The sequence below is a fragment of the Parabacteroides sp. AF21-43 genome (assembly GCF_003635435.1).
Taxonomy (GTDB): domain Bacteria; phylum Bacteroidota; class Bacteroidia; order Bacteroidales; family Tannerellaceae; genus Parabacteroides; species Parabacteroides distasonis.
The window spans coordinates 1-24,350 of sequence record NZ_QTMG01000040.1 but is presented as its reverse complement, the minus strand read 5'-3'; the positions used below and the strand labels follow the sequence as shown (position 1 = coordinate 24,350).

23 protein-coding genes are annotated in these 24,350 nt (G+C 46.2%); 17 read left to right on the top strand and 6 right to left on the bottom strand.

The annotated features are described in order from the left end of the window. Window positions 1-50 precede the first annotated feature (50 nt). The 3 genes from DWX84_RS19990 (at window position 51) to DWX84_RS19980 (ending at window position 3,486) form a co-directional block, all read left to right on the top strand. Entirely contained in the window at window positions 51-1,541 is a 1,491-nt protein-coding gene (locus tag DWX84_RS19990; RefSeq protein ID WP_008771917.1) for a cobyric acid synthase, read from the top strand. Between the two features lie 4 nt (window positions 1,542-1,545). Continuing rightward, window positions 1,546-2,868 (top strand): Gfo/Idh/MocA family protein, encoded by a 1,323-nt coding sequence (locus DWX84_RS19985; protein WP_121961266.1) that lies wholly within the window; start codon window positions 1,546-1,548, stop codon window positions 2,866-2,868. A 108-nt stretch (window positions 2,869-2,976) separates the two neighbouring features. Then, on the top strand, window positions 2,977-3,486 hold the full coding sequence (locus tag DWX84_RS19980; RefSeq protein WP_005856408.1) for a ferritin-like domain-containing protein: 510 nt from the start codon (window positions 2,977-2,979) through the stop codon (window positions 3,484-3,486). An 88-nt stretch (window positions 3,487-3,574) separates the two neighbouring features. Here DWX84_RS19980 and DWX84_RS19975 read toward each other — a convergent pair whose 3' ends face one another. Both DWX84_RS19975 and DWX84_RS19970 read right to left on the bottom strand, forming a co-directional pair. After that, complete coding sequence (locus tag DWX84_RS19975) at window positions 3,575-4,147, bottom strand: DJ-1 family glyoxalase III (protein ID WP_005868262.1); 573 nt, start codon at window positions 4,145-4,147, stop codon at window positions 3,575-3,577. Between the two features lie 11 nt (window positions 4,148-4,158). Further along, window positions 4,159-5,430: an ATP-binding protein gene (locus tag DWX84_RS19970; protein WP_008771914.1), complete on the bottom strand. Its 1,272-nt coding sequence runs from the start codon at window positions 5,428-5,430 to the stop codon at window positions 4,159-4,161. 198 nt (window positions 5,431-5,628) lie between these two features. On the opposite strand from DWX84_RS19970, the gene DWX84_RS19965 reads away from it, so the two are divergent. From DWX84_RS19965 to DWX84_RS19945, 6 genes are all read left to right on the top strand, one after another. After that, the gene (locus DWX84_RS19965) at window positions 5,629-6,930 is read left to right on the top strand and encodes a phenylacetate--CoA ligase family protein (protein ID WP_005856399.1); all 1,302 of its coding nucleotides are present in this window, start codon (window positions 5,629-5,631) and stop codon (window positions 6,928-6,930) included. Between the two features lie 23 nt (window positions 6,931-6,953). After that, window positions 6,954-7,379, top strand: a complete 426-nt coding sequence (locus tag DWX84_RS19960) for a hypothetical protein (protein ID WP_005856397.1) — start codon at window positions 6,954-6,956, stop codon at window positions 7,377-7,379. Window positions 7,380-7,392: 13 nt separating this feature from the next. Beyond that, window positions 7,393-7,536, top strand: coding sequence for a symporter small accessory protein (locus DWX84_RS22260; RefSeq protein WP_005856393.1), 144 nt, complete (start codon window positions 7,393-7,395; stop codon window positions 7,534-7,536). After that, entirely contained in the window at window positions 7,533-9,086 is a 1,554-nt protein-coding gene (locus tag DWX84_RS19955) for a sodium:solute symporter (protein WP_121961265.1), read from the top strand. The genes DWX84_RS22260 and DWX84_RS19955 overlap by 4 nt, the downstream gene beginning before the upstream one ends. Window positions 9,087-9,256: 170 nt before the next feature. Beyond that, window positions 9,257-10,165 carry an ABC transporter substrate-binding protein gene (locus DWX84_RS19950; protein WP_121956607.1) on the top strand — a complete coding sequence of 303 codons (909 nt, stop codon included), beginning with the start codon at window positions 9,257-9,259 and terminating at the stop codon, window positions 10,163-10,165. Beyond that, entirely contained in the window at window positions 10,162-11,520 is a 1,359-nt protein-coding gene (locus DWX84_RS19945) for an ATP-binding cassette domain-containing protein (RefSeq protein WP_121956608.1), read from the top strand. The genes DWX84_RS19950 and DWX84_RS19945 overlap by 4 nt, the downstream gene beginning before the upstream one ends. A 22-nt stretch (window positions 11,521-11,542) precedes the next feature. Here DWX84_RS19945 and DWX84_RS19940 read toward each other — a convergent pair whose 3' ends face one another. After that, entirely contained in the window at window positions 11,543-13,051 is a 1,509-nt protein-coding gene (locus DWX84_RS19940) for an ATP-binding protein (RefSeq protein ID WP_022192859.1), read from the bottom strand. A gap of 152 nt (window positions 13,052-13,203) precedes the next feature. Between DWX84_RS19940 and DWX84_RS19935 the strand changes: the two genes are divergently transcribed. After that, window positions 13,204-15,330 carry a Tex family protein gene (locus DWX84_RS19935; protein ID WP_005868256.1) on the top strand — a complete coding sequence of 709 codons (2,127 nt, stop codon included), beginning with the start codon at window positions 13,204-13,206 and terminating at the stop codon, window positions 15,328-15,330. Between the two features lie 3 nt (window positions 15,331-15,333). Continuing rightward, window positions 15,334-15,816, top strand: a complete 483-nt coding sequence (gene ybaK, locus DWX84_RS19930; RefSeq protein ID WP_005856380.1) for a Cys-tRNA(Pro) deacylase — start codon at window positions 15,334-15,336, stop codon at window positions 15,814-15,816. Between the two features lie 124 nt (window positions 15,817-15,940). On the opposite strand, the gene DWX84_RS19925 is transcribed toward ybaK, so the two are convergent. After that, complete coding sequence (locus DWX84_RS19925; protein WP_008771908.1) at window positions 15,941-16,345, bottom strand: lipocalin-like domain-containing protein; 405 nt, start codon at window positions 16,343-16,345, stop codon at window positions 15,941-15,943. 159 nt (window positions 16,346-16,504) lie between these two features. Between DWX84_RS19925 and DWX84_RS19920 the strand changes: the two genes are divergently transcribed. From DWX84_RS19920 to DWX84_RS19895, 6 genes are all read left to right on the top strand, one after another. Further along, window positions 16,505-17,086 carry an HdeD family acid-resistance protein gene (locus tag DWX84_RS19920; RefSeq protein ID WP_005856375.1) on the top strand — a complete coding sequence of 194 codons (582 nt, stop codon included), beginning with the start codon at window positions 16,505-16,507 and terminating at the stop codon, window positions 17,084-17,086. Window positions 17,087-17,181: 95 nt separating this feature from the next. After that, window positions 17,182-18,018, top strand: a complete 837-nt coding sequence (locus DWX84_RS19915) for an AraC family transcriptional regulator (RefSeq protein ID WP_122377603.1) — start codon at window positions 17,182-17,184, stop codon at window positions 18,016-18,018. A gap of 275 nt (window positions 18,019-18,293) precedes the next feature. Further along, a complete protein-coding gene (locus tag DWX84_RS19910) occupies window positions 18,294-19,139 on the top strand; it encodes a prephenate dehydratase (RefSeq protein ID WP_122377602.1) in 846 nt (281 codons plus the stop codon). Then, the gene (locus tag DWX84_RS19905) at window positions 19,114-20,292 is read left to right on the top strand and encodes a pyridoxal phosphate-dependent aminotransferase (RefSeq protein WP_036630789.1); all 1,179 of its coding nucleotides are present in this window, start codon (window positions 19,114-19,116) and stop codon (window positions 20,290-20,292) included. Before DWX84_RS19910 ends, DWX84_RS19905 begins: the two co-directional genes overlap by 26 nt. Window positions 20,293-20,326: 34 nt before the next feature. Beyond that, the gene (locus DWX84_RS19900; protein WP_005868246.1) at window positions 20,327-21,397 is read left to right on the top strand and encodes a bifunctional 3-deoxy-7-phosphoheptulonate synthase/chorismate mutase type II; all 1,071 of its coding nucleotides are present in this window, start codon (window positions 20,327-20,329) and stop codon (window positions 21,395-21,397) included. A gap of 8 nt (window positions 21,398-21,405) precedes the next feature. Further along, on the top strand, window positions 21,406-22,179 hold the full coding sequence (locus DWX84_RS19895) for a prephenate dehydrogenase/arogenate dehydrogenase family protein (RefSeq protein WP_121962741.1): 774 nt from the start codon (window positions 21,406-21,408) through the stop codon (window positions 22,177-22,179). Window positions 22,180-22,201: 22 nt separating this feature from the next. Here the strand turns inward: DWX84_RS19895 and DWX84_RS19890 are convergent, their stop codons facing one another. Further along, on the bottom strand, window positions 22,202-23,581 hold the full coding sequence (locus tag DWX84_RS19890; RefSeq protein WP_122377601.1) for an MATE family efflux transporter: 1,380 nt from the start codon (window positions 23,579-23,581) through the stop codon (window positions 22,202-22,204). A gap of 85 nt (window positions 23,582-23,666) precedes the next feature. After that, window positions 23,667-24,230 (bottom strand): Crp/Fnr family transcriptional regulator, encoded by a 564-nt coding sequence (locus DWX84_RS19885; RefSeq protein ID WP_010182830.1) that lies wholly within the window; start codon window positions 24,228-24,230, stop codon window positions 23,667-23,669. Between the last annotated feature and the right edge of the window lie 120 nt (window positions 24,231-24,350).

Genomic DNA, 24,350 nt, shown 5'->3' with positions numbered 1-24,350 from the left:
AAAGGCCAAAAATACTACCTTTGTACACTGTGTAAATAAAATCTATACAGATGAAGCAACACCTACGACCGATTATGTTTGTCGGAACCTGCTCTGATGCGGGTAAAAGCGTTATCAATGCGGCGTTTTGCCGTATTTTCAAGCAAGATGGTTATCAACCGGCACCGTTCAAGGCACAAAATATGTCCCTCAATTCCTACTCTACCCCGGAAGGCGGCGAGATGGGCCGGGCGCAAGTCGTACAAGCGGAGGCCTGCGGTATTTCCCCGCATACGGATATGAACCCGATATTACTAAAGCCGACAAATGATAAAAGCTCACAAGTCGTATTAAACGGAAAGCCAGTCGGCAATATGTCCGCCAAGGATTATTTCGGGATACAAAACCAGAAGGAGGAGCTATTTAAGGAAGCTATCGAAGCCTTCAACCGTCTGGAAGCTCGCTATAACCCGATCGTATTGGAAGGAGCCGGAAGCATCTCCGAACTAAACCTGCGAGACCGGGATATCACCAATATGCGTATGGCGATGAAAGCCGGCGCCTCCACCTATCTGATCGCAGATATAGACCGGGGGGGCGTATTCGGCTCTGTATATGGAACGATCGCTTTATTACGACCGGAGGAACGAGCGTTAATGAAAGGGGTTATCATCAATAAATTCCGTGGAGACGCTTCTTTATTCGAGGAAGGACGGAGCCTGTTAAAGGAATTGACCGGGATTCCCGTGGTAGGCGTAATTCCATGGTTTCGGGATATCAAGATAGAGGAAGAGGATTCCGTAGCGTTGGATATGAAAAATAACACTTATAAAGACGGGAAAATCAATGTAGCTATCATCCTGCTGAAACGAATGTCTAATTTCACGGATTTTGATGTATTGGAGATGGACCCCCGTTTCAATCCTTATTATACCAACAATATCGATGAGATAGAGAAAGCCGACATCATCCTGCTCCCCGGCTCAAAGAATACGTTATCGGACTTACAAAGCCTGCGGGCCAATGGGATAGCGATGGCGATTATCCGGGCGCATAAAGCGGGTAAAAAGGTGATCGGTATTTGCGGTGGCTATCAAATGATGGGAGTCCGCTTGGAAGATCCGGAAAGTATCGAGGGAAATATCCCGGCGATTCCCGGTCTCGGTCTTCTGCCTCAATGCACGGTCATCGAGCAGGAGAAGATCACGAGACAAAGCGACTTTGCTTTCCTCCCCTCCTCGGAGAATAAGGATTGTAAAGGATACGAAATACATATGGGACGAACCACCCTATTGGGTGACGCCCCCGAACAGCCCGTAGCCCGACTGGAAGACGGACGAACGGACGGATATTACCTCAACAACCGATGCTGGGGAAGTTATATGCATGGTATCCTTGATAATCCGGCCGTATTGGACAACTTAGCTGAGGGCTTTGACACGGAAACGACTACAGGCCCTTTCGATTATGCTGCTTTTAAGGAAGAGCAGTATGACAAACTCGCCGCCCTCGTAAGGGAGCACGTGGATATGGAATATATTTATAACAGTATTAAAAACTAATATCATGAACAGACGTACTTTTATGCAAAAAACCGGACTTATCATGTCCGGACTTACTTTATCGCCGCTTATCGGTAAATCGTATTCCTCCATATACGGACAAACCGCCCCTAGCAACAAAGTAAAGGTAGCCCTCATCGGATGCCGTAGCATGGGATACGGGGATTTGAATACTTTTCTTGATTATCCAGAGACGGAATGCGTGGCTCTTTGCGATGTCGATGACGAATGGTTAAACAAACGGGCTGCCGACGTTGAGAAGAAAACAGGAAAAAAAGTACCTCATTTATATAAGGACTGGCGACGAGTAATCGATAATAAAGACGTAGATGTAGTCATTATCGGTACGCCGGACCATTGGCATTGCCTTCCGACGGTCTGGGCTTGCCAAGCGGGAAAAGACGTATATGTAGAGAAGCCGCTCTCCAATACGATCGAGGAATGTAACCTAATGGAAAAAGCCGCCCGTAAATATAACCGGATCGTACAGGTAGGCCAATGGCAACGTAGCGACCCGCATTGGGACGAGGCGGCTAATTTCTTGAAAGCCGGAAATATCGGACGGATCCGTACGGTCAAGGTCTGGGCTTACCAAGACGGCAAGCCGACACTTCCGGTTAAACCGGATTGCGACGCTCCCGCCGGTGTGGATTACGATATGTGGCTAGGCCCGGCTCCTAAACGTCCGTTCAATCCTTACCGCTTTCATTATAATTTCCGTTTTTTCTGGGACTATGCCGGAGGCTTGATGTCGGACTGGGGCGTACATTTACTGGATTATGCCCTTGAGGGAATGAATGCGGGTCTTCCCACCCGTGTATTCTCAGGCGGCGGCAAGTTCGCCTATCCGGACGACGCTATGGAGACACCCGATACTTTAATGGCGACTTATGCCTACGATGATTTTAATATCATCTGGGATCACGCCTGCGGAATCAATCACGGACTCTATAACCGTAAGGAAGGATTAGCGTTCTATGGGGAGAATGGTACGATGGTACTCGACAGGGCCGGTTGGGAGGTCATACCGGTCGTATCCGAGAACGTAGCCCGCATGGAAGCCGTTCCTTTCAAGAAAGGAGAAGGCAAAGGACTTTATAATCATGTGGGAAACATGTTGAGTTGCATTAAAAGCCGCGAGCTTCCGAACGCCGATGTCGCTATCGGTGCCCGTGTAGCGAAGATGGCTCATCTGGCGAATATCTCCTGCCGGGTTCAACGGGAAGTTCATTGGGATGATAAAAACAATTTGTTTGTCGGCGATAACGAGGCTACCGCCTTGTCGAAAGCCTATTACCGGGCACCTTGGGAATTACCTAAATTGTAACAATCGCAGCATAACGTTAAAATTTTGACAAACAATAAACAATGCCCTAGTAAGCTTGTTAGAACTATAAAAAACGAACAATACGTTTAATTCTAAATTAATACAGCTATGGCAAAAGAAAGCGTCAAAATTTTAAGAGGGAAATTGGATGTCGACAATTTATTATCTCAACTAAACGCCGCATTAGCGGAAGAATGGCTAGCATACTATCAATATTGGGTAGGAGCCTTGGTCGTTGAAGGAGCCATGCGTTCCGACGTACAAGGTGAATTCGAGGAACATGCCGAGGAAGAAAGGCATCACGCCCAATTATTGGCAGACCGGATCATCGAATTGGAAGGAGTTCCGGTACTTGATCCGAAACAATGGTTTGAATTAGCCCGATGCAAATATGATTCACCGACAGACTTTGACGTAGTAAGCCTTCTGAACCAGAATGTCGCCTCCGAGCGTTGCGCCATCTTGCGTTATCAAGAAATCGCTAAATTCACGGACGGCATCGACTTCACGACTTGTGATATCGCTAAGCATATCTTAGCTGAGGAAGAAGAACACGAGCAAGATCTGCAAGACTATTTGACAGATATCGCACGTATGAAAAAATCTTTCCAGAAATAATTTAGGAAAGGGAAAACTCTTTACAACAAAAATCCCTTGAGAGAATGTCTTAGAGACATTCTCTCAAGGGATTTTAATTTCAAGCACATTAATGCTTTGTCCCATGCAACAAAGCGTCATATAATAAGGCATCCGCCACTTCCAAAGCGATTTCCTCATCTTTCAGATTCCTCAAGATCGTCAAGCCGAACTCAAACATAAAACCCGGCCCCTTGCTTGTGATGATATTTCCATCCTGCTCTACTCCATTATCCGTAGGGGTAGCGCCTACCATTGTTGGTTCGAAGAAAGGAAAACAGGTAGCCCTTTTCCCTTTTAGCAATCCAAGACCACCTAAAACCATCGGTCCGGCACAGATAGCACCGATTAATACGCCTTCCTCCGTTTTCTCCTTGACTAATTCTTTCAAATGGGCATGCGCATTTAAATGGTTGCTTCCGGGTATTCCACCCGGCAAAATCAAGGCATCGACACAACTGAAATCCGCCTCCTCGAACAGGTAATCAGCCATTACCGGAATATCATGAGCTCCTATCACCAATCGGTCACCCGTAATAGATACCATCATAACCCGTACACCACCACGCCTCAAGACATCAATCGTACCCAAGGCCTCTATTTCCTCAAAGCCTGTCGCTAAAAAGACAACCGCATTTTTCATTTCTTTTTTATTTAATATAGTTGACATTCACTTAAAACAGAAGGATCATCCTTCTCCACAACAGCCTTATCCGTAACAACCAATGGTAAGGTGAACCAGAAAGTGGAACCTTTGCCAAGCTCAGATCGCACACCGATCTCACCACCCAACTGCTCTACAATCATCTTGCAGATAGGTAGTCCCAAACCAGCCCCTTGATAAAAATCATCCAATTTCACGAAACGCTCGAAAACAGACTCCAGCTTTTCCTCTGATATCCCGATTCCGGTATCCATGACAGAGACACGTACGAACATATCTTCCACCTCATAAAAAAGCGAGATAAAACCTTTGGAAGTAAACTTAATGGCATTAGACAAGAGATTTAACAAGACCTGTTCTACCCGGTGCGGATCGATCCACAGACGAACAGAAGGCATGGCGACCGAGTTATATAATAATGCCACATCGGAAGTCATCTTCAAGGATTGTACCACATAGGCCTCTTGGCAAATATCCCTCAACTCAACTTCCGACACGTTATAGTTTAACCGACCGGACTCGATCTTCGACAAATCCAGGATATCGTTAATCAGTTTCAACAATAAATCGCAATTCTTATTTATAATCGAGAAGTATTCCCTTTGCTCACTGGCATTAGTCGTTTCCGTCACGAGATGGGCAAAGCCAACGATAGCATTCAGCGGGGTCCGGATCTCATGGCTCATATTAGCGATAAAAGCGTTTTTCATCTTATCCGCCTCTTGTACTTTCATCAGCGCCAACTGGTCTTGACGTTGCTCCGTGATATCATTCAGCATGATCAATAACAGAGGCGAGGCTCCCGGGTCCGGATTCGTGATCAGTAAACGTACGATATTTACGATTCTCACCTCTCCATTCGGTTTCTCATACTCGACCATTTCCTTTACCATACGTCCCGTCTTGATCGTATGGTAATCTTCCGTTCGGATCTCATGCGCCCGCCGGGAATCAGGGAAAAGCTCGAAATCCGTCTTCCCTAAGATATCTTCCGCCTTGACCCCCGTAAATTCCTCCGCCGCCTTATTAAAATAGATATACCGGAAACCGTTGAAAATATCTTTCACCGTGATCTCCACAAATACGTTCGACAAGATCGTATCCATCAAGATATTTAAGAAGTTGATCGTATGCTGGCTTTGGCGCATCTCAAGTTCGTTATCGCTCGCGGATGGTGTCAAAGTGGCTTTTTCCAGATCGGCTTCCAGTCTCTCAATCCTTTGAATCAACTCTTCTTTGGAAAGGTGGTCATATTTTCCCATGGCCCATACATAAAGTTAAATTGCGTAATGGACAAAAATAACTATTATTTTTTTATTTACAACGGCTTACCGCCTAATAATTCTTATTTTCAAAAGGTCATTACTAATATTTTGACACAAAAGCATGGCATTATCCAAAATAAAAGATACATTTGCAATCTAATTTCATGAATTAAACACACTCTAATTGAAAAAACGATGATGTATTGGCAGAAAGAAATAGAAACCATGGATCGTAAAGATCTGGTAAAATTCCAACTGGAACGACTGAAACAAACCATAGAACTAGCGGGCAACTCCCCTTTTTACCATAAGATATTCAAAGAGAAAGGAATTACCCCGGACAGTTTTCAGTCCTTGGAAGATTTACAAAAACTTCCGTTTACAACGAAAGATGATCTTAGAAATAACTATCCGTTCGGATTGGCAGCCATCCCGTTACAGAAATGCGTACGTATCCACTCTTCCAGTGGAACGACAGGTAATCCCACCGTTGTCTTACATTCCGCCAAGGATTTGGACCAATGGGCTAACCAAGTAGCCCGCTGCATGTATATGGTAGGGCTAAGGGATACGGACGTATTTCAGAATACATCCGGCTACGGCATGTTTACCGGTGGCCTCGGTTTCCAGTATGGAGCAGAAAAACTAGGTGCGTTGACAGTGCCTGCGGCGGCCGGTAATACCAAACGACAGATTAAGTTCATCACCGATTTCGGCACGACCTGCTTACATATCATACCGAGCTACGCCACCCGTTTGGCCGAGGTTATGTATGAGGAGGGAATAGACCCCAGAAAGGATACCAAACTACACACCGTATGTATCGGTGCCGAGCCACACTCGGAAGAACAACGTAAACGCATCGAGCAGCTTCTGGGTGTCAAGGCTTACAACTGTTTCGGTATGTCGGAGATGAACGGGCCGGGTGTAGCCTTCGAATGTACGGAGCAGAACGGCTTGCATATCTGGGAAGACAACGTGATCGTAGAGATCGTAGACCCGGTTACCTTGCAACCGGTGCCCGAGGGAGAGGTCGGAGAATTGGTATTAACCACCATCAACCGGGAGGCGATGCCTTTACTCCGTTATCGTACCCGTGACCTTACTTGCATCTTACCGGGTGATTGCCCTTGCGGACGTACCCATAAACGCCTTGCCCGTTTCAAAGGACGTAGCGACGATATGATAATCTTGAAGGGCGTGAACCTGTTCCCCATCCAAATCGAAAAGATATTGATGCAATTCAAGGAATTGGGCAGCAATTACTTGATCACCCTCGAAACGATCGGCAACAGCGACGAGATGTTGATCGAGGTAGAGTTGAGCGACCTATTCACCGATGATTATTCAGCCTTACAGCGCTTGACGAAAGGTATCACCCGTCAGTTGAAGGACGAATTATTACTTACGCCGCGTATCAAGCTGGTAGCCAAGGGATCTTTGCCAACCACAGATGGTAAGGCGGTACGAGTGAAAGATCATCGCAAGCTTTGTTAAATAAACAATTAAAATAACACCTTATGACAGTCAATCAAATTTCTATTTTCCTAGAAAACAAGTACGGGAAATTAAGCGAGATATTAGCGTTATTGGCAGAAGAGCGCATCCGCATCATCGCGGCCACCGTAGCCGACACCTCCGAGTATGGAATCCTTCGTATCATCGTAAGCGATCCCCAGAAGGCATACAAGATATTAAAAGAAAACAACGTCAGCGCAAACCTGACCGACGTATTAGCGATCGTAACCAGCTCATGCGCCGGAAGTTTTGCCAATACATTATCTTATTTCACGAAAGCGGGCATCAGCATAGAATATATGTATTGTTTCTCCATCCGGGAAAAAGCGATCTTGATCTTGCGTACGAACAACCGGGAAAGCGCCCGTGAGGTAATCCGCCGTCAGAATCTCGAGTATATCTGTGAAAGTGATCTAATAAAACTTTAATAGGCACGGATATATGTTCGGAATCAGCGACCCCGGTATTTGGCTGGCTTACCTTCTAGCGTTCGCCTGCCTCCTATTTTCTATTTGGTTCGGGATAACCACTTGGAATAAAGAAGACGACGAAAAAACAAACCCTACTAAAGAATCACGAAAATGAGTACGCTAACATTAGGCATTATTGTCATCATTTACATGTTTGTAATCGCTTGGTTAGGGTATCTCGGATACAGGCAGACGAAAAACGCCAGTGATTATTTATTAGGCGGACGAAAAGTAAACCCCATTATCATGGCTCTGTCTTACGGGGCGACCTTTATCTCGGCATCGGCGATCGTTGGTTTCGGTGGCGTAGCCGCTACGTTCGGCATGGGTATTCAATGGCTTTGCTTATTGAACATGTTCATGGGCGTAGTGGTAGCCTTTATCTTTTTCGGACGAAGGACCCGGAAGTTAGGCGAGGCACATAACGCACGGACTTTCCCGCAATTATTGGGATTACACTATAAGTCCCGGTCTATACAGATCTTTATCGCCTCGATCATTTTCATCGGCATGCCCCTCTACGCCGCCGTGGTGATGAAGGGAGGAGCCGTCTTCATCGAACAGATGTTTCACATCGACCTTCATCTGGCCTTGTTGATCTTCACCTTGATCGTAGCGGCCTACGTGATTACGGGCGGAATCAAGGGAGTACTTTATACGGATGCGTTGCAAGCGGTTATCATGTTCGCTTGTATGCTATTCCTGCTATTTTGGTTTTATCATATCATGGACATGGGCTTTATCGAGGCAAACCAGAAGTTGACGGATATCGCCCCCATGGTGCCCGAACGCTTCAAGGCCTTGGGACATCAAGGATGGACAGCTATGCCCATCTCAGGCTCTCCACAATGGTATACATTGGTTACCTCATTGATCCTTGGCGTAGGAATCGGTTGCTTAGCGCAGCCACAACTAGTCGTACGCTTCATGATGGTGGAAAGTACCAAGCAACTCAACAGGGGCGTATTGATCGGCTGCGTATTCTTGATTGTCACGGTAGGGGCGATTTATCACGTGGGAGCCTTGTCTAATTTGTTTTTCCTCAAGACGGAAGGTGTAGTCGCCTCCGAGGCGGTAAAAGATATGGACAAGATCATCCCCCTATTTATCAATAAAGCGATGCCGGAGTGGTTCGGGGCGGTTTTCATGCTTTGTATTCTCTCTGCCAGTATGTCTACCCTTAGCGCACAATTTCATACCATGGGAGCGGCTTTCGGGGCAGACGCATTCCCCAAACTAGGACGTAGCAAAAATCCGAACTCTACATTAGGTGTACGTATCGGCGTGCTATGCTCTATCTTGGTCAGCTACGTTATCTGCTATACGCTAAGTGCGAGTATTATCGCACGAGGCACCGCCTTGTTCATGGGTATTTGCGCGGCTACATTCCTACCTACCTATTTCTGCTCGCTATATTGGAAAGGGGCTACCCGGCAAGGGGTCTTGGCCAGCTTATGGGTAGGAGGCTTGGCCAGTTTATTCGCCATGTTGTTCCTTCATAAGGCGGAAGCGGCTCCGGTAGGACTTTGCAAGGCTTTATTCGGACAAGACGTCTTGATCGATGTATATCCGTGGCATGCGATAGATCCGATCTTATTTGCTTTGCCATTATCGGCGATAACGATTGTTTTGGTTAGCCTAGCGACTCAAAAGAAGGCTTTTTAGCTTTTCTTATGAACCTCAAAACACTAATTAGCATTTATTCTATTGACAGATATATAGAAAACAGTACATTTGCACTGTGGTTTTTTCATAATAGTATTAGATTTAAGGTTAACAAAGTTGGTTAGGGGTTGCCGGGAGGCAATCCTTAATTGTTTTATAGAGGTCTAGATATGATTAAATACATTTTTCTACTATTCATACTTTGTTGCTCCGGTTGCCGGCACGCACAAACGGAAGATACCGTAATCAAGGTTTCGGTACTTCGTGGTCCATCCGTTATCGCATTCGCCGATTGGCTTGAGAATCCTCCAATTATAGATAACAAAAAAGTAGAAGTAAAAGTGGTAGACTCGCCTGATCTGGCGCAAGCCTTACTGATCAAGCAGGAGACCGACATAGCCGTACTCCCCATGATCAATGCGGCGAACTTGTACAATAAAGGGATCAAGATCAAACTAGCGGGGTGCCCGATCTGGGGAACCCTTTACCTCGTTGAGAAAACTCCCTTGAAAGAACCGGCATTGTATGTATTCGGCAACGGTACGACTCCCGATATCCTTACCCGGTACTATCTCGGCCGCCAACGATTAGATTATCCTTTGAATTACGCCTTCAATACCGCCGGGGAAATCACCCAAGGCATCTTAGCCGGAAAAGTAAATCGTGCCGTGCTCGGGGAACCGTTTCTAAGCATCGCTTTACGGAAAGACAGCAGCTTACGAATAACTGCGGACTTGAATCATTTTACAGACAACGATACCCTCGGATTCGCCCAAACAGCGGTCGTATACACCCCGACGATGGAGAAATATCGTATCGCTTTTGAGGATGCCTTACGAACCTCCTGCCAAAAAGCCGTACGATATCCGAAAGAGACCATCCATTCTTTGGAAGAACATGGAATCTTCGCCCAAGGGGCCTTAACTCCTAAGAGTATCGAGCGGTGTAAAATCCATTATTTATCAGCTATCGAGGCGAAAGACGCCGTCATGGGTTTCCTACGTCTCATCGAACAGTATGAACCCAAGGCCGTCGGCGGGAGGCTTCCCGATGCCGGATTTATCCCCGAAAAACAATGAGATTGCGAAAAACAATCACTACGATAGTCGCTACCGCTATCCTCTTGGCGGGATGGCAACTATTCGCCGTTATAGCCAACCAACCGGAGCTGATACCTTCACTTCCCCGGCTCGTACGGACACTTTGCGAATGGCTCGTCTCCGGTAGTTTCTATCAGTCGGTCGGAGCTACTATACTCCGGGGAGTCTTAGGCATGTCGATCTCATTCGTTTGTGCGATAGGGATGGCCGGGTTATTCGCCCGTTTTGAGTGGGTGTATGAATTATTCAGACCTCTGCTTGCCATCATGCGCTCGATCCCGGTCATATCCTTCATACTTTTGGCGCTTATATTCCTAAATCCGGAAAGTATCCCTTTGATGATCGCCTTTCTCACCATGTTCCCGCTACTAACAGAGAATCTGACACGGGGAATCCTCGATCTACGTCCGGGTTTATCCATTATGGCACGTCAGTTCCATATCAAACATTCCAATGTCTTATTCCAGATCATCTATCCGCAGCTAAAGCCATTCTTATATAGCGGGCTTGCCTCCGCCGCCGGATTCGGCTGGCGTGCGATCATTATGGGAGAAGTCCTGTCGCAATGCGCATTCGGAATCGGAAGCGAGATGAAAAGGGCGCAAAACTTTATCTCTGTCCCTGAGCTGCTCGCTTGGACAATCGTGGCGGTATTCATCAGTTTCTTTTTTGACAAAGGAATTAGCAAAGTCGCTGATATCACCCCTAAAATATCTTTCGCGAATGAGGATCAGACCATCCCCACCCCTACATTATCAGTTTTAGACACGAAAGATATAAGTTACCAATATGGCATACAGCACTTTTCCCATTCCTTTCAAAAAGGGATTATTTATGGAATTAGCGCACCTTCAGGCAAAGGAAAAACAACGTTATTAAACCTAATCGGAGGTATCTTATTGCCTACGGAAGGAGAGATACATCCCACAAGACACTTTGGAATCGCCACCATATTCCAACAACCGCAACTCCTGCCCCATCTAACCGCAGAAGAAAATATCATCCTCCCCCTCTCCTCTTTTCTCACGGAGGAAAAAGCCCGGCGAATTGCCCAAAAACACTTACAGGAAATGGAAATGGAGCCCTTCGGGAACCGATATCCTAAAGAGCTTAGTTACGGACAGCAACAACGTATCGCTATAGCGAGGGCATTGGCATACCCTTCTCCTCTCCTTTTGATGGACGAGCCGTTCAAAGGCTTGGATGAAGCCTTAAGCCATCGTATTATAGAACGAATACGAGAAAAGCAAATGAAAGAAGAACGGATCATTCTTTTCACGTCACATAATCCGGATGAGATTCGGTTGTTGGCGGATGAGGTGATTTACCTATAAATTCCAACCAAACTTGAATGTCTTATTTCACTTTCATCGGTTGGCAAGGTATCGTAAACCAGAATGTAGAGCCCTTTCCCTCCTCCGACTCAACCCCGATTTTACCTTTCAACTTCTCAATAATCGTCTTGCAGATAGAAAGCCCTAATCCTGTTCCTTGCTTAAAGCTGTTCAATTTCACGAAACGATTGAATATGCTCGCTTGAGACTCCTTACTGATTCCCATACCCGTATCCGTTACGTAGACATAGATACCATCATCGGTCAAACGATAACCAAACCGTATAGAACCCGAGCTGGTGAACTTCACGGCGTTGGAAAGGAAATTGGTCAAAACCTGAGTCAAACGGGTCTTCTCCGACACAATACAATAGTCATTACCGTCCGACTCAAAGATAACCTTTACACCCGGGGCCACTCTCAAGGCGAAAGCTTGCTGCTGGGGAGCGAATATCTCACTCAAACGCAGGGTCGTATAAATAAACTCCATCTTTCCGGACTCGATCTTCGAGATATCCAAGATATCACCGATCAACTGCAACAAAAACTCATTGCTACTCTCTATGATCCTCAGATATTCCTTTTTTTCCTCCTCATCGTCACTCTCCGCCAATAAGGTAGAAAAGCCGACGATGGCATTTAAAGGGGTACGTATCTCATGGCTCATGTTAGCGATAAAAGCGGACTTCATCCGGTCGCTCTCTTCCGCCAAACGCTTGGCCTGTACATCCGCCTCGTGCCGTTTATCGACGGTCATATCCCGAAGGATTCCGATCGAGCGGATCGGTTTGCCGTCCGGATCGGCCTCATAGACCTCACCGATCTTCTCCAGCCATACATACTCATCCGAGAAATAACGACAAGGGAAACTGAATCGCATGGAATCGATCTCGCCCCGCATGAAAGCGGTTGTAATATTCTCATAGACCTTCCGGTAATCCGGATGGATCTTCTCCGTAAAACTAGCGTGGGTGATCTGCACATGCTTGATCTGGCCGTTTTCTTCCAAGGAAAGCTCCGCCGTACCGTTTACCAGATCCCAAAGCCACGGGTAGATCTTACCCGCTTGACAAGCGAGCGCCAAGCGCTTATTATAGCTATGCAACTCCTCCTCGACCTGCCTTTGCTTTGTAATATCCCATGAAATCCCTACTAAATAAGGAGGCTTATCCTCACGGGGCGCTAGCAGTTTCATCGTATCCATAGTACGCAAGATACCTTTCGGATCGATCATTTGCTCCACGAAACGCTGCATCTTACCCGTTTTCACCACCTCCTCGTCCATATCCCTGAAAGATTGGGCGACGACCGGATCTAGAAATAGGTCAAAATCTGTTTTCCCGACCACATCATTATGATATCGTCCGTAAAGTTGGTTCATCAAAGGGCTGGAGTACACGTACCTGAAATTATCACCCGTATCCTTCACGAAAAAGTAGATGGGCAACGAGTCCACGATATTAGATAACAATCCTGCTAAATCCCTATAATCCTGTTCCAAAGTTTTGTTCTCCGTAGTATTAACTTCCATGTTGATTTTTTTAATCAAAGGCTTGAATATTCCGGCCGTAAAATTCTTGAAAATTAATGAAAGATACAAATAATAAGCCCAAGAAGTGAGTATCCCGACCGAAAATATAAGCAAAACCGTATATTTGTACTCCAATTCTAAGAAAACTAGATATGACAAACGTATTTCACACGCTTATAGCCCGTTTTCTACAAATTCCGGAAGGACAAGTGGAACGGACAATCGGGCTCTTGAACGAAGGCGCTACCATACCTTTTATAAGTCGTTACCGGAAAGAGGTGACCGGAGGATTAGACGAGGTGCAAATCGGTGCCATCAAAGATCAACTGGATAAACTGACGGAACTGAGCAAACGAAAGGAAACGATCCTCGCCACGATAGAAGAGCAAGAGAAACTTACTCCCGAGCTCCGGAAACGCATCGAGGAATCTTGGGATAGCACCGAGATCGAGGATTTATATCTCCCTTACAAACCGAAACGGGTCACCAAGGCGGAGATCGCACGCCGAAAAGGACTGGAGCCCTTGGCTAAGATCGTTATGATGCAAAACGAGAATAACCTATCCGCACGCATCAAGAGTTTTATCAAGGGGGAAGTGAAAAACGCCGAAGAAGCCTTGCAAGGGGCACGGGACATTATCGCCGAATGGATTAACGAGAACGAATCGGCACGTAATACCGTACGTAACTCTTTCGCTCATACCGCCATGATCACATCCAAAGTGATCAAGGGGAAAGAAGAGGAAGGCGCTAAATACCGGGATTACTTTGATTTCAGCGAGTCTTTAAACCGGGCCAGTTCCCATCGCTTATTGGCTCTCCGACGGGGAGAGGCGGAAGGTATCCTTCGTGTAAGTATCTCTCCCGACGCGGAATCTTGTCTGGATCGCTTGAACCGGCGTTTCGTAAAAGGTCGTGGAGAGGTTTCCGAGCAAGTGGCTACAGCTGTCGACGATTCTTTCAAACGCCTGCTGAAACCCTCTATCGAGACGGAGTTCTCCAACCAGAGCAAGGCGAAAGCCGATGAGGAGGCGATCCGGGTATTTGCCGAGAACCTCCGGCAATTGCTGCTCGCTCCTCCCTTGGGACAAAAACGGGTATTAGGCGTAGACCCCGGCTACCGTACCGGATGTAAGTTGGTCTGTCTGGATGCGCAGGGGAATTTACTGCATAACGAAGCGATCTTCCCGCATCCGCCCCAGAACGAGAAGGGCAAAGCCGCCGCTAAGGTCGCCCAGTTAGTAGCCACTTACGCCATAGATGCCATTGCCATCGGTAATGGTACCGCCAGTCGTGAGACTGAGCAGTTCATCACGAATATACGATACGACCGCAAGGTACAAGTGTTCGTAGTCAGCGAGAACGGAGCCTCTATCTACTCCGCGTCCAAGATCGCTAGGGAGGAGTTTCCCGAATACGACGTCACGGTACGCGGAGCTGTCAGCATCGGTCGCCGGCTGATGGACCCTTTGGCCGAGTTGGTCAAGATCGACCCGAAGAGTATCGGTGTCGGCCAATACCAGCATGACGTAGAGCAAAACGCCTTGAAAAAGAGTCTGGATCAAACCGTGGAGAGTTGCGTGAATCTGGTGGGTGTAAACGTGAATACGGCGAGCAAGCATTTGTTGACTTACATCTCGGGATTAGGCCCTACGCTAGCGCAAAACATCGTGAATTACCGGGCGGAGCACGGACCCTTCACTTCCCGGAAAGAACTGATGAAAGTCCCCCGTATGGGAGAGAAGGCTTTCGAGCAAAGCGCTGGATTCCTACGGATACCCGACGGAAAGAACCCGTTGGACAACTCGGCCGTACACCCCGAGAGCTACCCGATCGTCGAACGGATGGCCAAGGACCTAAAATGCTCGGTAGCCGACCTGATCACCGACAAAGCGCTTAAAAAGAAACTAAAACTAACGGACTACCTTACGGATAAGGTCGGGATGCCTACCTTGCTTGATATCATGGAGGAACTGGATAAACCGGGCCGTGATCCCCGCCAAACGATCCAAGTATTTGCGTTCGATCCTACGGTGAAAACGATCGAGGATTTGAAAGAAGGGCAAGTATTGCCCGGTATCGTGACCAACATCACCAACTTCGGTTGTTTCGTCGATGTAGGAATCAAGGAAAACGGGCTTGTCCATATCTCCGAGCTGGCGGATCGTTTCGTAAGCGATCCTACCCAAGTGGTCTCCATCCATCAGCATGTCAAGGTGAAGGTTCTAAGCGTAGACCTATCCAGAAAACGTGTTCAATTATCCATGAAAGGGATCTAAACGATGAAAGAGAAGATTAATAAGACAAACGTGGCACGCCTGCTGGACAAGGCTAAGATCGCCTACCAGCTCGTGCCTTATGAAGTAGACGAGAATGATCTGAGCGCTACGCATGTAGCGGAGCAGCTAGGGGAAGATATCGCCCAAGTATTCAAGACCTTGATCTTGCATGGCGATAAGAGCGGTTATTTCGTATGCGTGATCCCCGGAGCGGACGAGGTGGACTTGAAAAAGGCGGCCAAGGTATCCGGGAACAAGAAATGCGAGATGATCCCCGTGAAAGAGTTGTTACCGCTTACCGGTTATATCCGGGGAGGATGCTCGCCTATCGGCATGAAAAAGCATTTCCCTACGTATATCCATCCTACGGCATCCGGCTTCGATAAGATCTATGTAAGCGCCGGACAACGAGGCTTGCAGATACAGATAGCCCCCGCCGATTTAATCAAGGTGGCGCAAGCTATAGAAGCGGATTTGATCGCATGATCTAACACTGCGGAGAGTACTTCGTAAGAAGTACTCCAGTACTTCGCAAAGAGTATCGCAGTACTTCTTAGGGAGTACTGGAGTACTCCTTATGAGGGACTGAGATCAAACAGCACATGATATCTTAGAATTTCTTAAACGTATACGTTCTTCCTTCGCAGCTCATTACCAGATTCGTCACAGATGACTGCTCGATCGTGAAAGTTTGTTTAGGTGAGGTCCAATCCGTATAACGCATGAATTGTTCCAAAGGTGTACCTCCATAGTTGACCAACTCCAGATCCAGTCTCGTATCTCCCTCCAACGTCTTATAACCGAAATTCGTACGATATACGTCCTTTGCCGGGTCATATAATTGGTACTCGAACAAAGAGGTCTGGAAGTTATACCAAACCGTATCCACCGTCTGGACCACCCCATTCGCCTCTACGGTTTTCAATTGCCATTTTCCTTCCAGCTTATGTTCCACCTTATTACAAGACACCAACGCCACGACAAAACAAGTTATCGCTATCAAATTTTTCATCATAATCCTCGTACTTATATACCTATATTGATTTGAAACGTCAAAGAAAAGAATTAATTTCCAAAGGACAAAGTTTTTAAGGATATCCTAGCCACAAATACCCAGAACTTTTTCTTCCTTCCCTTTGTTAATTGGGTAATTACAATACAAATATTATCCAATATGAAAACATTTATTGATAAAATGGATTATGCGGTCAAGAATTGGTGGTTGTCACTATTGGTCGGACTGCTTTACATCATCGTCGCTATTTATTTAATGTTCGCGCCATTGGCGAGCTACGTAGCGCTTAGTATCTTATTCAGCGTCTCTATGTTCGTAAGCGGCTTGTTCGAGATCGCTTTCGCCTTGGCGAACAAAAAGGGTATCAGCAGTTGGGGATGGTATTTGGCCGGAGGTATTATCGACTTGATCTTAGGTATATTCTTGATGGCAAGCCCGGGACTTAGCATGGAGGTGCTTCCGTTTGTCTTGGCATTCTGGCTTATGTTCAGAGGCTTCTCGGCTACCGGTTACTCGATGGACCTGAAACGATACGGTACACGGAACTGGGGTTGGTACATGGTCTTCGGTATCTTGGCTATCCTTTGCTCCATCGGTGTTATCTGGCAACCCGCCCTAGGGGCCTTCACGTTGGTTTACATGATCGCTTACGCCTTATTAATAATAGGTATATTCCGTGTCATGCTATCCTTCGAACTGAAAAGCTTGCATAAACGGAATAAGGAAGCACAAGCGGAATAAGTCTGATTCAAGGATTAATTGGTCTATTTTTAAATTAAGAAGTGAATCAACAGCACTTTTACTACTTTTGTGTTCGATCATTAATAAAATAACGGATGAACGCAAACTTACCACAATTAGATTTGCCCCGGGATTATGTCGTAGGAAACGACATTACCGAGGCAATCTTAAACTTTTACAAGCAGACTTGCCGGTTAAAAGCAGGTATTTTCGCTTTATGCGTTGAAGGAAATTTAAGGGCATCCATCAACTTGACAGAGTACACGTTGAAACCGAATGATTTCATCACCTTGATGCCGGGAAGCATTATTCAGTTCTGTGAGCAGAAAGAGAGTTTCCGCCTTTCCTTTATAGGATTCTCATCCGAGTTCATGGACTGCGTGAACATGATAAAGTCTACGATGAGCGCCTTACCTACTATCTACGAGAATCCGATCATATCACTGAGTGAGGACCGGGCGGACTTCATTAACGATTATTTCCATTTGCTAGAGCGGGTACAAGCGAAAGAGAAATCCATAAACAGGGAGATGGTGAAACATATCCTGCTTACCATGATCCATGGGATCAGCGATTTATATCAAGGGAAATCATGGCCTAACAAGATAACGAGCCGTAGCGACGAGATCCACAAGAAATTCATCCAACTGGTGATGAAGAATTATACCTCAAAGCGGCAAACGGCTTTTTATGCCAGCCAACTAAGTATTTCTCCCCAGCACCTCTGCATGATCATCAAGCAAAAGACAGGACGTTCCGTATCCGATATCATAGCCGATATGATAATCATGGACGCAAAATCGCAATTGATGGCTACGGACTTGACTATCCAAGAGATATCTTACTCCTTGAACTTCCCGAATGTATCCTTTTTCGGTAAGTACTTTAAACGGTACGTAGGCGTATCTCCACAGAAGTTCAGAAACAGTTAAGATAAAAATTAAATGTAACAGAAAAAAAATATCACTTTTTGCTTGTAGTTTCCAAAAAAGCGTTACTTTTGCTGCGTATTTAAAAACAAACAGACAATGAATCGATTTAGCTTTACATATTACTTTTATTACTTTTACTTTAGCAGAGTAAAGGCAGGAGTTTGTATGTAAAGCGTTGATGATTGAATATAAATATCAATAAAATATAAAGTCCTGCCGGTTTCGGTGGGACTTTTTTTGTTTGTAACAGTTTAGAGTAAAAATAGAGAAACAAGATGAAAAAGAAAGTAGCAATACAGGGAATAGCCGGTTCGTATCACGACATCGCCGCCCGTAATTATCATGAAGGTGAAGAAATAGAAATCATCCCTTGCAATACGTTTCGGGATGTTATCACGACGATCAAGAAAGACCCGTCCGTACTGGGCATGATGGCCATCGAGAATACGATAGCGGGAAGCCTCCTTCAAAACCATGAGCTGATCCGTGAAAGCGGGCTGAGCGTCACCGGCGAGTATAAGCTACGTATCTCCCATTCCTTGGTAGCGCTTCCGGGAACCTCGATACACGAGGTAACAGAGGTCAACTCCCATCCGATAGCGTTGATGCAATGTACCGATTACTTGGATACCTTGCCCAACGCCAAGGTGGTAGAGAAAGAGGATACCGCCATGAGTGCCCGGTGGATCTCGGAGAACCAACTGAAAGGACATGCGGCGATATGCGGGAAACTGGCTGCCCAGATCTACAAGATGGAAGTCCTTGCCGAGGGGATCGAGACTAACAAACGGAATTTCACCCGCTTCCTTGCTATAGCGGACCGCTGGACGGCGGATGAGATGCTTCGAGGAACCGATAAAAACAAATCCTCTCTCGTATTCGCTCTTCCCCACACTTCCGGCAGCCTTTCCAAAGTCCTCTCCGTTCTCTCTTTTTACGACATGAATCTTTCTAAAATACAGTCCTTGCCTATTATCGGGCGTGAATGGGAATACTTGTTCTACATCGACCTTACTTTCACGGATTTTACCCGTTACAAACAAGCGTTGGACGCTATCAGACCGTTAACAAAAGACTTAAAAATATTAGGCGAATATGCAGAAGGAAGACAAAGTGTGTAACATTACACCCGCTAACCGTGTAGGTAGCGTACAGGAATACTACTTCTCCAAGAAACTGAAGGAAGTAGCCGAGATGAACGCCGCAGGCAAGAACGTCATTAACCTTGGCGTAGGCAGCCCCGACCTTCCACCTTCGGAACAGACCATCGAGACGTTGTGTGAACATGCCCGCAAAGCGAACGAGCACGGTTATCAGCCGTACGTAGGCATACCGGAACTGCGTAAGGGATTCGCCGACTGGTACAAGACGTGGTACGACGTAGACTTGGACCCGAAAACAGAGATCCAGCCGCTCATCGGCTCCAAAGAAGGTATCTTGCATATCTCGCTGGCATTCTTGAATCCGGGGGATGGCGTACTGGTTCCGAACCCGGGATATCCGACATATAGTTCCGTCAGCAAACTGGTAGAGGCCCGTTTGATCCCTTACGAGCTGAAAGAGGAACTGGGATGGCAACCGGATTTCGAGGAACTGGAGAAAATGGATCTCTCCAACGTAAAGCTGATGTGGACCAATTACCCGAATATGCCCACAGGGGCGAACGCTAGCGTAGAGCTATACGAGAAACTGGTGGCCTTCGGCCGGAAGCACGGTATTATTATATGTAATGATAACCCCTATAGCTTCATCTTGAACGAGCATCCGCTAAGTATCTTAAGCATACCGGGAGCCAAAGAGATCTGCATCGAGATGAACTCCATGAGTAAGGCTCATAATATGCCGGGTTGGCGTATGGCGATGCTGGCTTCCAACGCCCAATTCGTCCAATGGATACTGAAGGTAAAAAGCAATATCGACTCCGGGCAGTTCAAGCCGATGCAATATGCGGCGGTAGAAGCCCTGAGCGCAAAGAAAGAATGGTACGATAACATGAATCGTGTCTACCGTAGCCGCCGGGACCTTGCCGGACAAATCATGCGTACCTTGGGATGCGAGTACGACGAGAACCAAGTAGGTATGTTCCTTTGGGGACGTATCCCCGACTCCGCCGAGAGCGGCGAGGCAATCGCCAACAAGGTGCTATACGAGGCAAACGTATTCCTTACGCCGGGATTTATCTTCGGTAGTCGTGGCGAGCGTTATATCCGTATATCCCTTTGCTGCAAGAACGAGACTTTAGAAGAAGCCTTGAAGAGAATTGAGAATTTATAACTGAAAATTGAAAATTAAAATATAGATCACAAAGATGGAAATGAAGATTGAACCGTTAGCATTACCGGGAGTTGATACACAACGTCCTATCGTAATCGCAGGCCCTTGTAGCGCCGAGACAGAAGAGCAAGTGTTAGAAACAGCCCAAGGATTAGCCTCCAGAGGCGTTAAGATATTCCGTGCGGGTATTTGGAAGCCTCGTACGAAACCGGGTGGATTCGAGGGCATCGGAGCCGAGGGATTGGCTTGGTTGAAGAAAGTGAAAAAAGAGACCGGCATGCTGGTATCTACCGAGGTAGCGACTAAAGATCATGTATTCGAGGCATTGAAAGCCGGTATCGATATCCTTTGGATCGGAGCACGTACGACGGTAAACCCATTCGCTGTCCAAGAGATCGCCGACGCGTTAAAAGGGGTTGATGTACCTGTATTGATCAAGAACCCGGTTAACCCGGATTTGGAGTTGTGGATCGGAGCGTTCGAGCGTTTGTACGGAGCGGGCATTCATCGTTTGGGTGCTATCCATAGAGGTTTCAGCTCATACGACAAGAAGATCTACCGTAACCTTCCGTTGTGGCATATTCCTATCGAGCTTCGCCGCCGTATGCCGGACCTGCCTATTTTCTGTGATCCTAGTCACATTGGTGGTAAGCGTGAGTTGGTAGCCCCACTTTGCCAGCAAGCGATGGACTTGAGTTTCGACGGCTTGATCGTAGAGTCTCATTGTAACCCGGATTGCGCATGGAGCGACGCTTCCCAGCAAATCACCCCGGATGTATTGGATTACGTATTGAACCTATTGGTGATCCGTGACGTAAACCAGACTACCGAGAACCTGACCGCTCTTCGCCGCCAGATCGATGGTATCGACGAACAATTATTGGAACTTTTGGCTAAACGTATGCGTATCTCCAAGGAGATCGGCGTTTATAAGAAAGAGCACAATATGCCGATCTTACAGTCTCCCCGCTACAGCGAGATCTTAGAGAAACGCTCCAGCATGGGTGAACAAATGGACCTGAGCCCGGACTTTGTAAAGGAGATCTTGAAGGAGATCCATGAGGAATCCGTGCGCCAGCAAATGATTATCATGAACGAACAATAATTTATAAGATGAAAATATTGATTTTAGGCGCAGGAAAGATGGGTTCTTTCTTCACCGACCTGCTTAGTTTTGATCATGAGGTAGCCGTATTGGAGAAAGATCCGAAACGTATGCGTTTTATCTATAACGCCCTTCGCCTACAAAACCCGGAAGAGGTTAAGGATTTTAATCCCGAGTTGGTCATCAACTGCGTGACGTTAAGTTACACGATAGAGGCTTTCAAGGCCGTAATGCCTTACTTGCAACCGTATTGCATTATTTCCGATATCGCTTCCGTGAAGACTTATTTAAAGGAGTTTTATGAGACATGCGGTTTCCCGTATGTCTCCACTCACCCGATGTTCGGACCGACATTCGCTAATCTGGGACAACTGGAGAAAGAGAATACGATTATTATCTCCGAGGGCGATCATCTGGGCAAGATCTTCTTCAAGGATATTTATTCCAGCCTCCGCCTGCATATCTGCGAATACACGTTCGAGGAGCACGATAAAGTGGTAGCCTACTCACTAGGTATCCCTTTCGCCTCCACTATGGTATTTGCCGCTACGATGAAGCATCAGGATGCTCCGGGTACCACTTTCAAACGCCATATGAAAATCGCCCGCGGCCTTTTGTCCGAGGACGATTTTCTATTGACCGAGATCCTTTTCAACCCCCGTACCCCTCGCCAAATCGAGCGGATACAAGAGGAATTGCATATCCTGCAAGAAATCATCAAGGATAAGGATTCCGAGAAGATGAAAGAGTATCTGACGAAGATACGGAAGAATATCGAATAAGAAATTAAGAGGGTTGTGCTGATTAATTTTTCAGCACGGCCTCTTTTAAAAGTTCTCTCCTTACCAACATAAAGGAGATAAATAACGTACACAACTCCGCCACCGGTACATTATACCAAATACTTTGGATGCCGAATAAAGAAGGATAAACGATAATACCAAAGGTTACGAATACCAAGCTACGCAGCATAGAGATAACAACCGACAGCTTAGCGTTGCCGATAGCCGTGAAATAACTGGAGGCCAATATATTCAGCCCACTCATCAAGAAGGTGAAGCAATAAATCGTTATGCCGTAATTAGCGATCGCCAAAGCGTCCAAAGCCTCTCCTCCCTTAAAGAAAAAGGACGTGATCTGTTGCCCGAAAAAGAATAAGATGGCGAATAACGTTATACCTATCATAAAATTAACACGCCCTGCTAATCTCAGCACTTTCTCGATCCGGTCCAATCTTCCCGCCCCGAAATTATAACTGATAATCGGTATAATTCCATCGGATATCCCTAAGAATACCGTGGTGGCGATAAACAAGATATAGTTAATCGCCGTAAAGGCGGCGACTCCATGCTCTCCTAAATATCGCATCATCGTTATATTGAACAAAAAAATTGTGATTCCGGCAGATAGCTCGGATATTCCTTCCGAAGAGCCATTGTATAACGCATTCCAGACCAAAGGCCAACGGAAACGTCCTCTTTGTACCGCTACGACTTGCCCTCGCTGGAACATCCGGGGAATATTGAACAGCGCTCCCAAGGTAAAGGCCAAGCCTGTAGCCAATCCCGCCCCCTTAATCCCTAAACCCATTACCGGGATAAACAAAAGATCCAGACCGATATTAATCAACACCGTACTTCCCATTACGATCATGGCATAAAGCGGATGCCCCATCGCCTTAATCATATAATCTCCTAAGAACATCAATGATAATAAAGGGAAAAACGGGACAAGGGAACGAATATAGTCCACGGCTCCCGTAACCAATACGTCATTCGCACCTAACATACGGGCGATATCTCCGGCGAATATATAAATCAACCCGCTAATCAAAACGGATATTCCTCCAAGAAACAAGAACGAAGTAGTTATAGCGTTATTCGCCTCTTGCCGATCCGAACGTCCGAGGTTTATACCGATCAAGGTCTGACACCCTACTCCTATCACGATAGACAAAGCCGTCATCAAACTATAGCAAGGTAAGATCAGATTCACGCTGGCCAAAGCGTTCGCCCCGACAAACCGCCCTAATATCACACCATCGATCACCGACTGAATCCCGAGGAATAATAGGCCGGCTACTCCCGGTATCGTATATTTCAGAAATAGTCTTGAAATCTTTTGGGTTAGTAAACCACGCTCCAACTCTTGGCGATGGATCGCCTTTTCTCCACTCATTTTCATATTATCCACTTCACGTTTTTAACGACGCAAAGATATGGCTATTGAAAACAAGAAAAATTACCCTATGATAAATAATGACTTTTCCCTATTTTTTTACAGAAGCACGGATACGGCTCAATGACTGTGGGGTTATCTGTAAATAAGAGGCGATATGTTTCAAGGGTAGTTTCAAGATCAAGTCCGGACGGGTTTTCAGCAATGACTCATATTGCTCACGAGCTTCCATCCAGCTATCGTTTATAAAATAGTTCTCATATTCCCGAAGATAGTAATCTTGTATTTTCAATCCCCAATTGGCCAACTCAAGGGAGCTCCGGCATAGGTAATCCAATTTCGTTTTCGGTATTCTCAATAATGTCGTATTCTCCACCATTTGAACATTATAGGCGGAGATATCCCGATAAACAAAATTGATCACCTCGCTATCTGAGGCGAACCATAACGAGATATCTTTCCCCTCACGCTCCACGAAAGCCCGGACCAATCCGGTTTTCACGAACCAAACAAACGGATCTCTTTCTCCCTCCCGGATCGATAATTCTCCCTTAGCAAAAGAAACCTCTTTCATTTCTTCCAACAACTGCCCCACGATCTCATCTGATAAAGGAGACACCTGCCTTAATTGTTCTACGAACTGATCCATAATCATTCATTTATCTTATAACCGTAAAGATATAAAAAAAGTGCGATCCCAAAAACAAAGGTAATTTTGAAGGTTTGCGGATTCCAGTGATTTTTCATAATTCTGGAAGATTTTTATAACCACTTT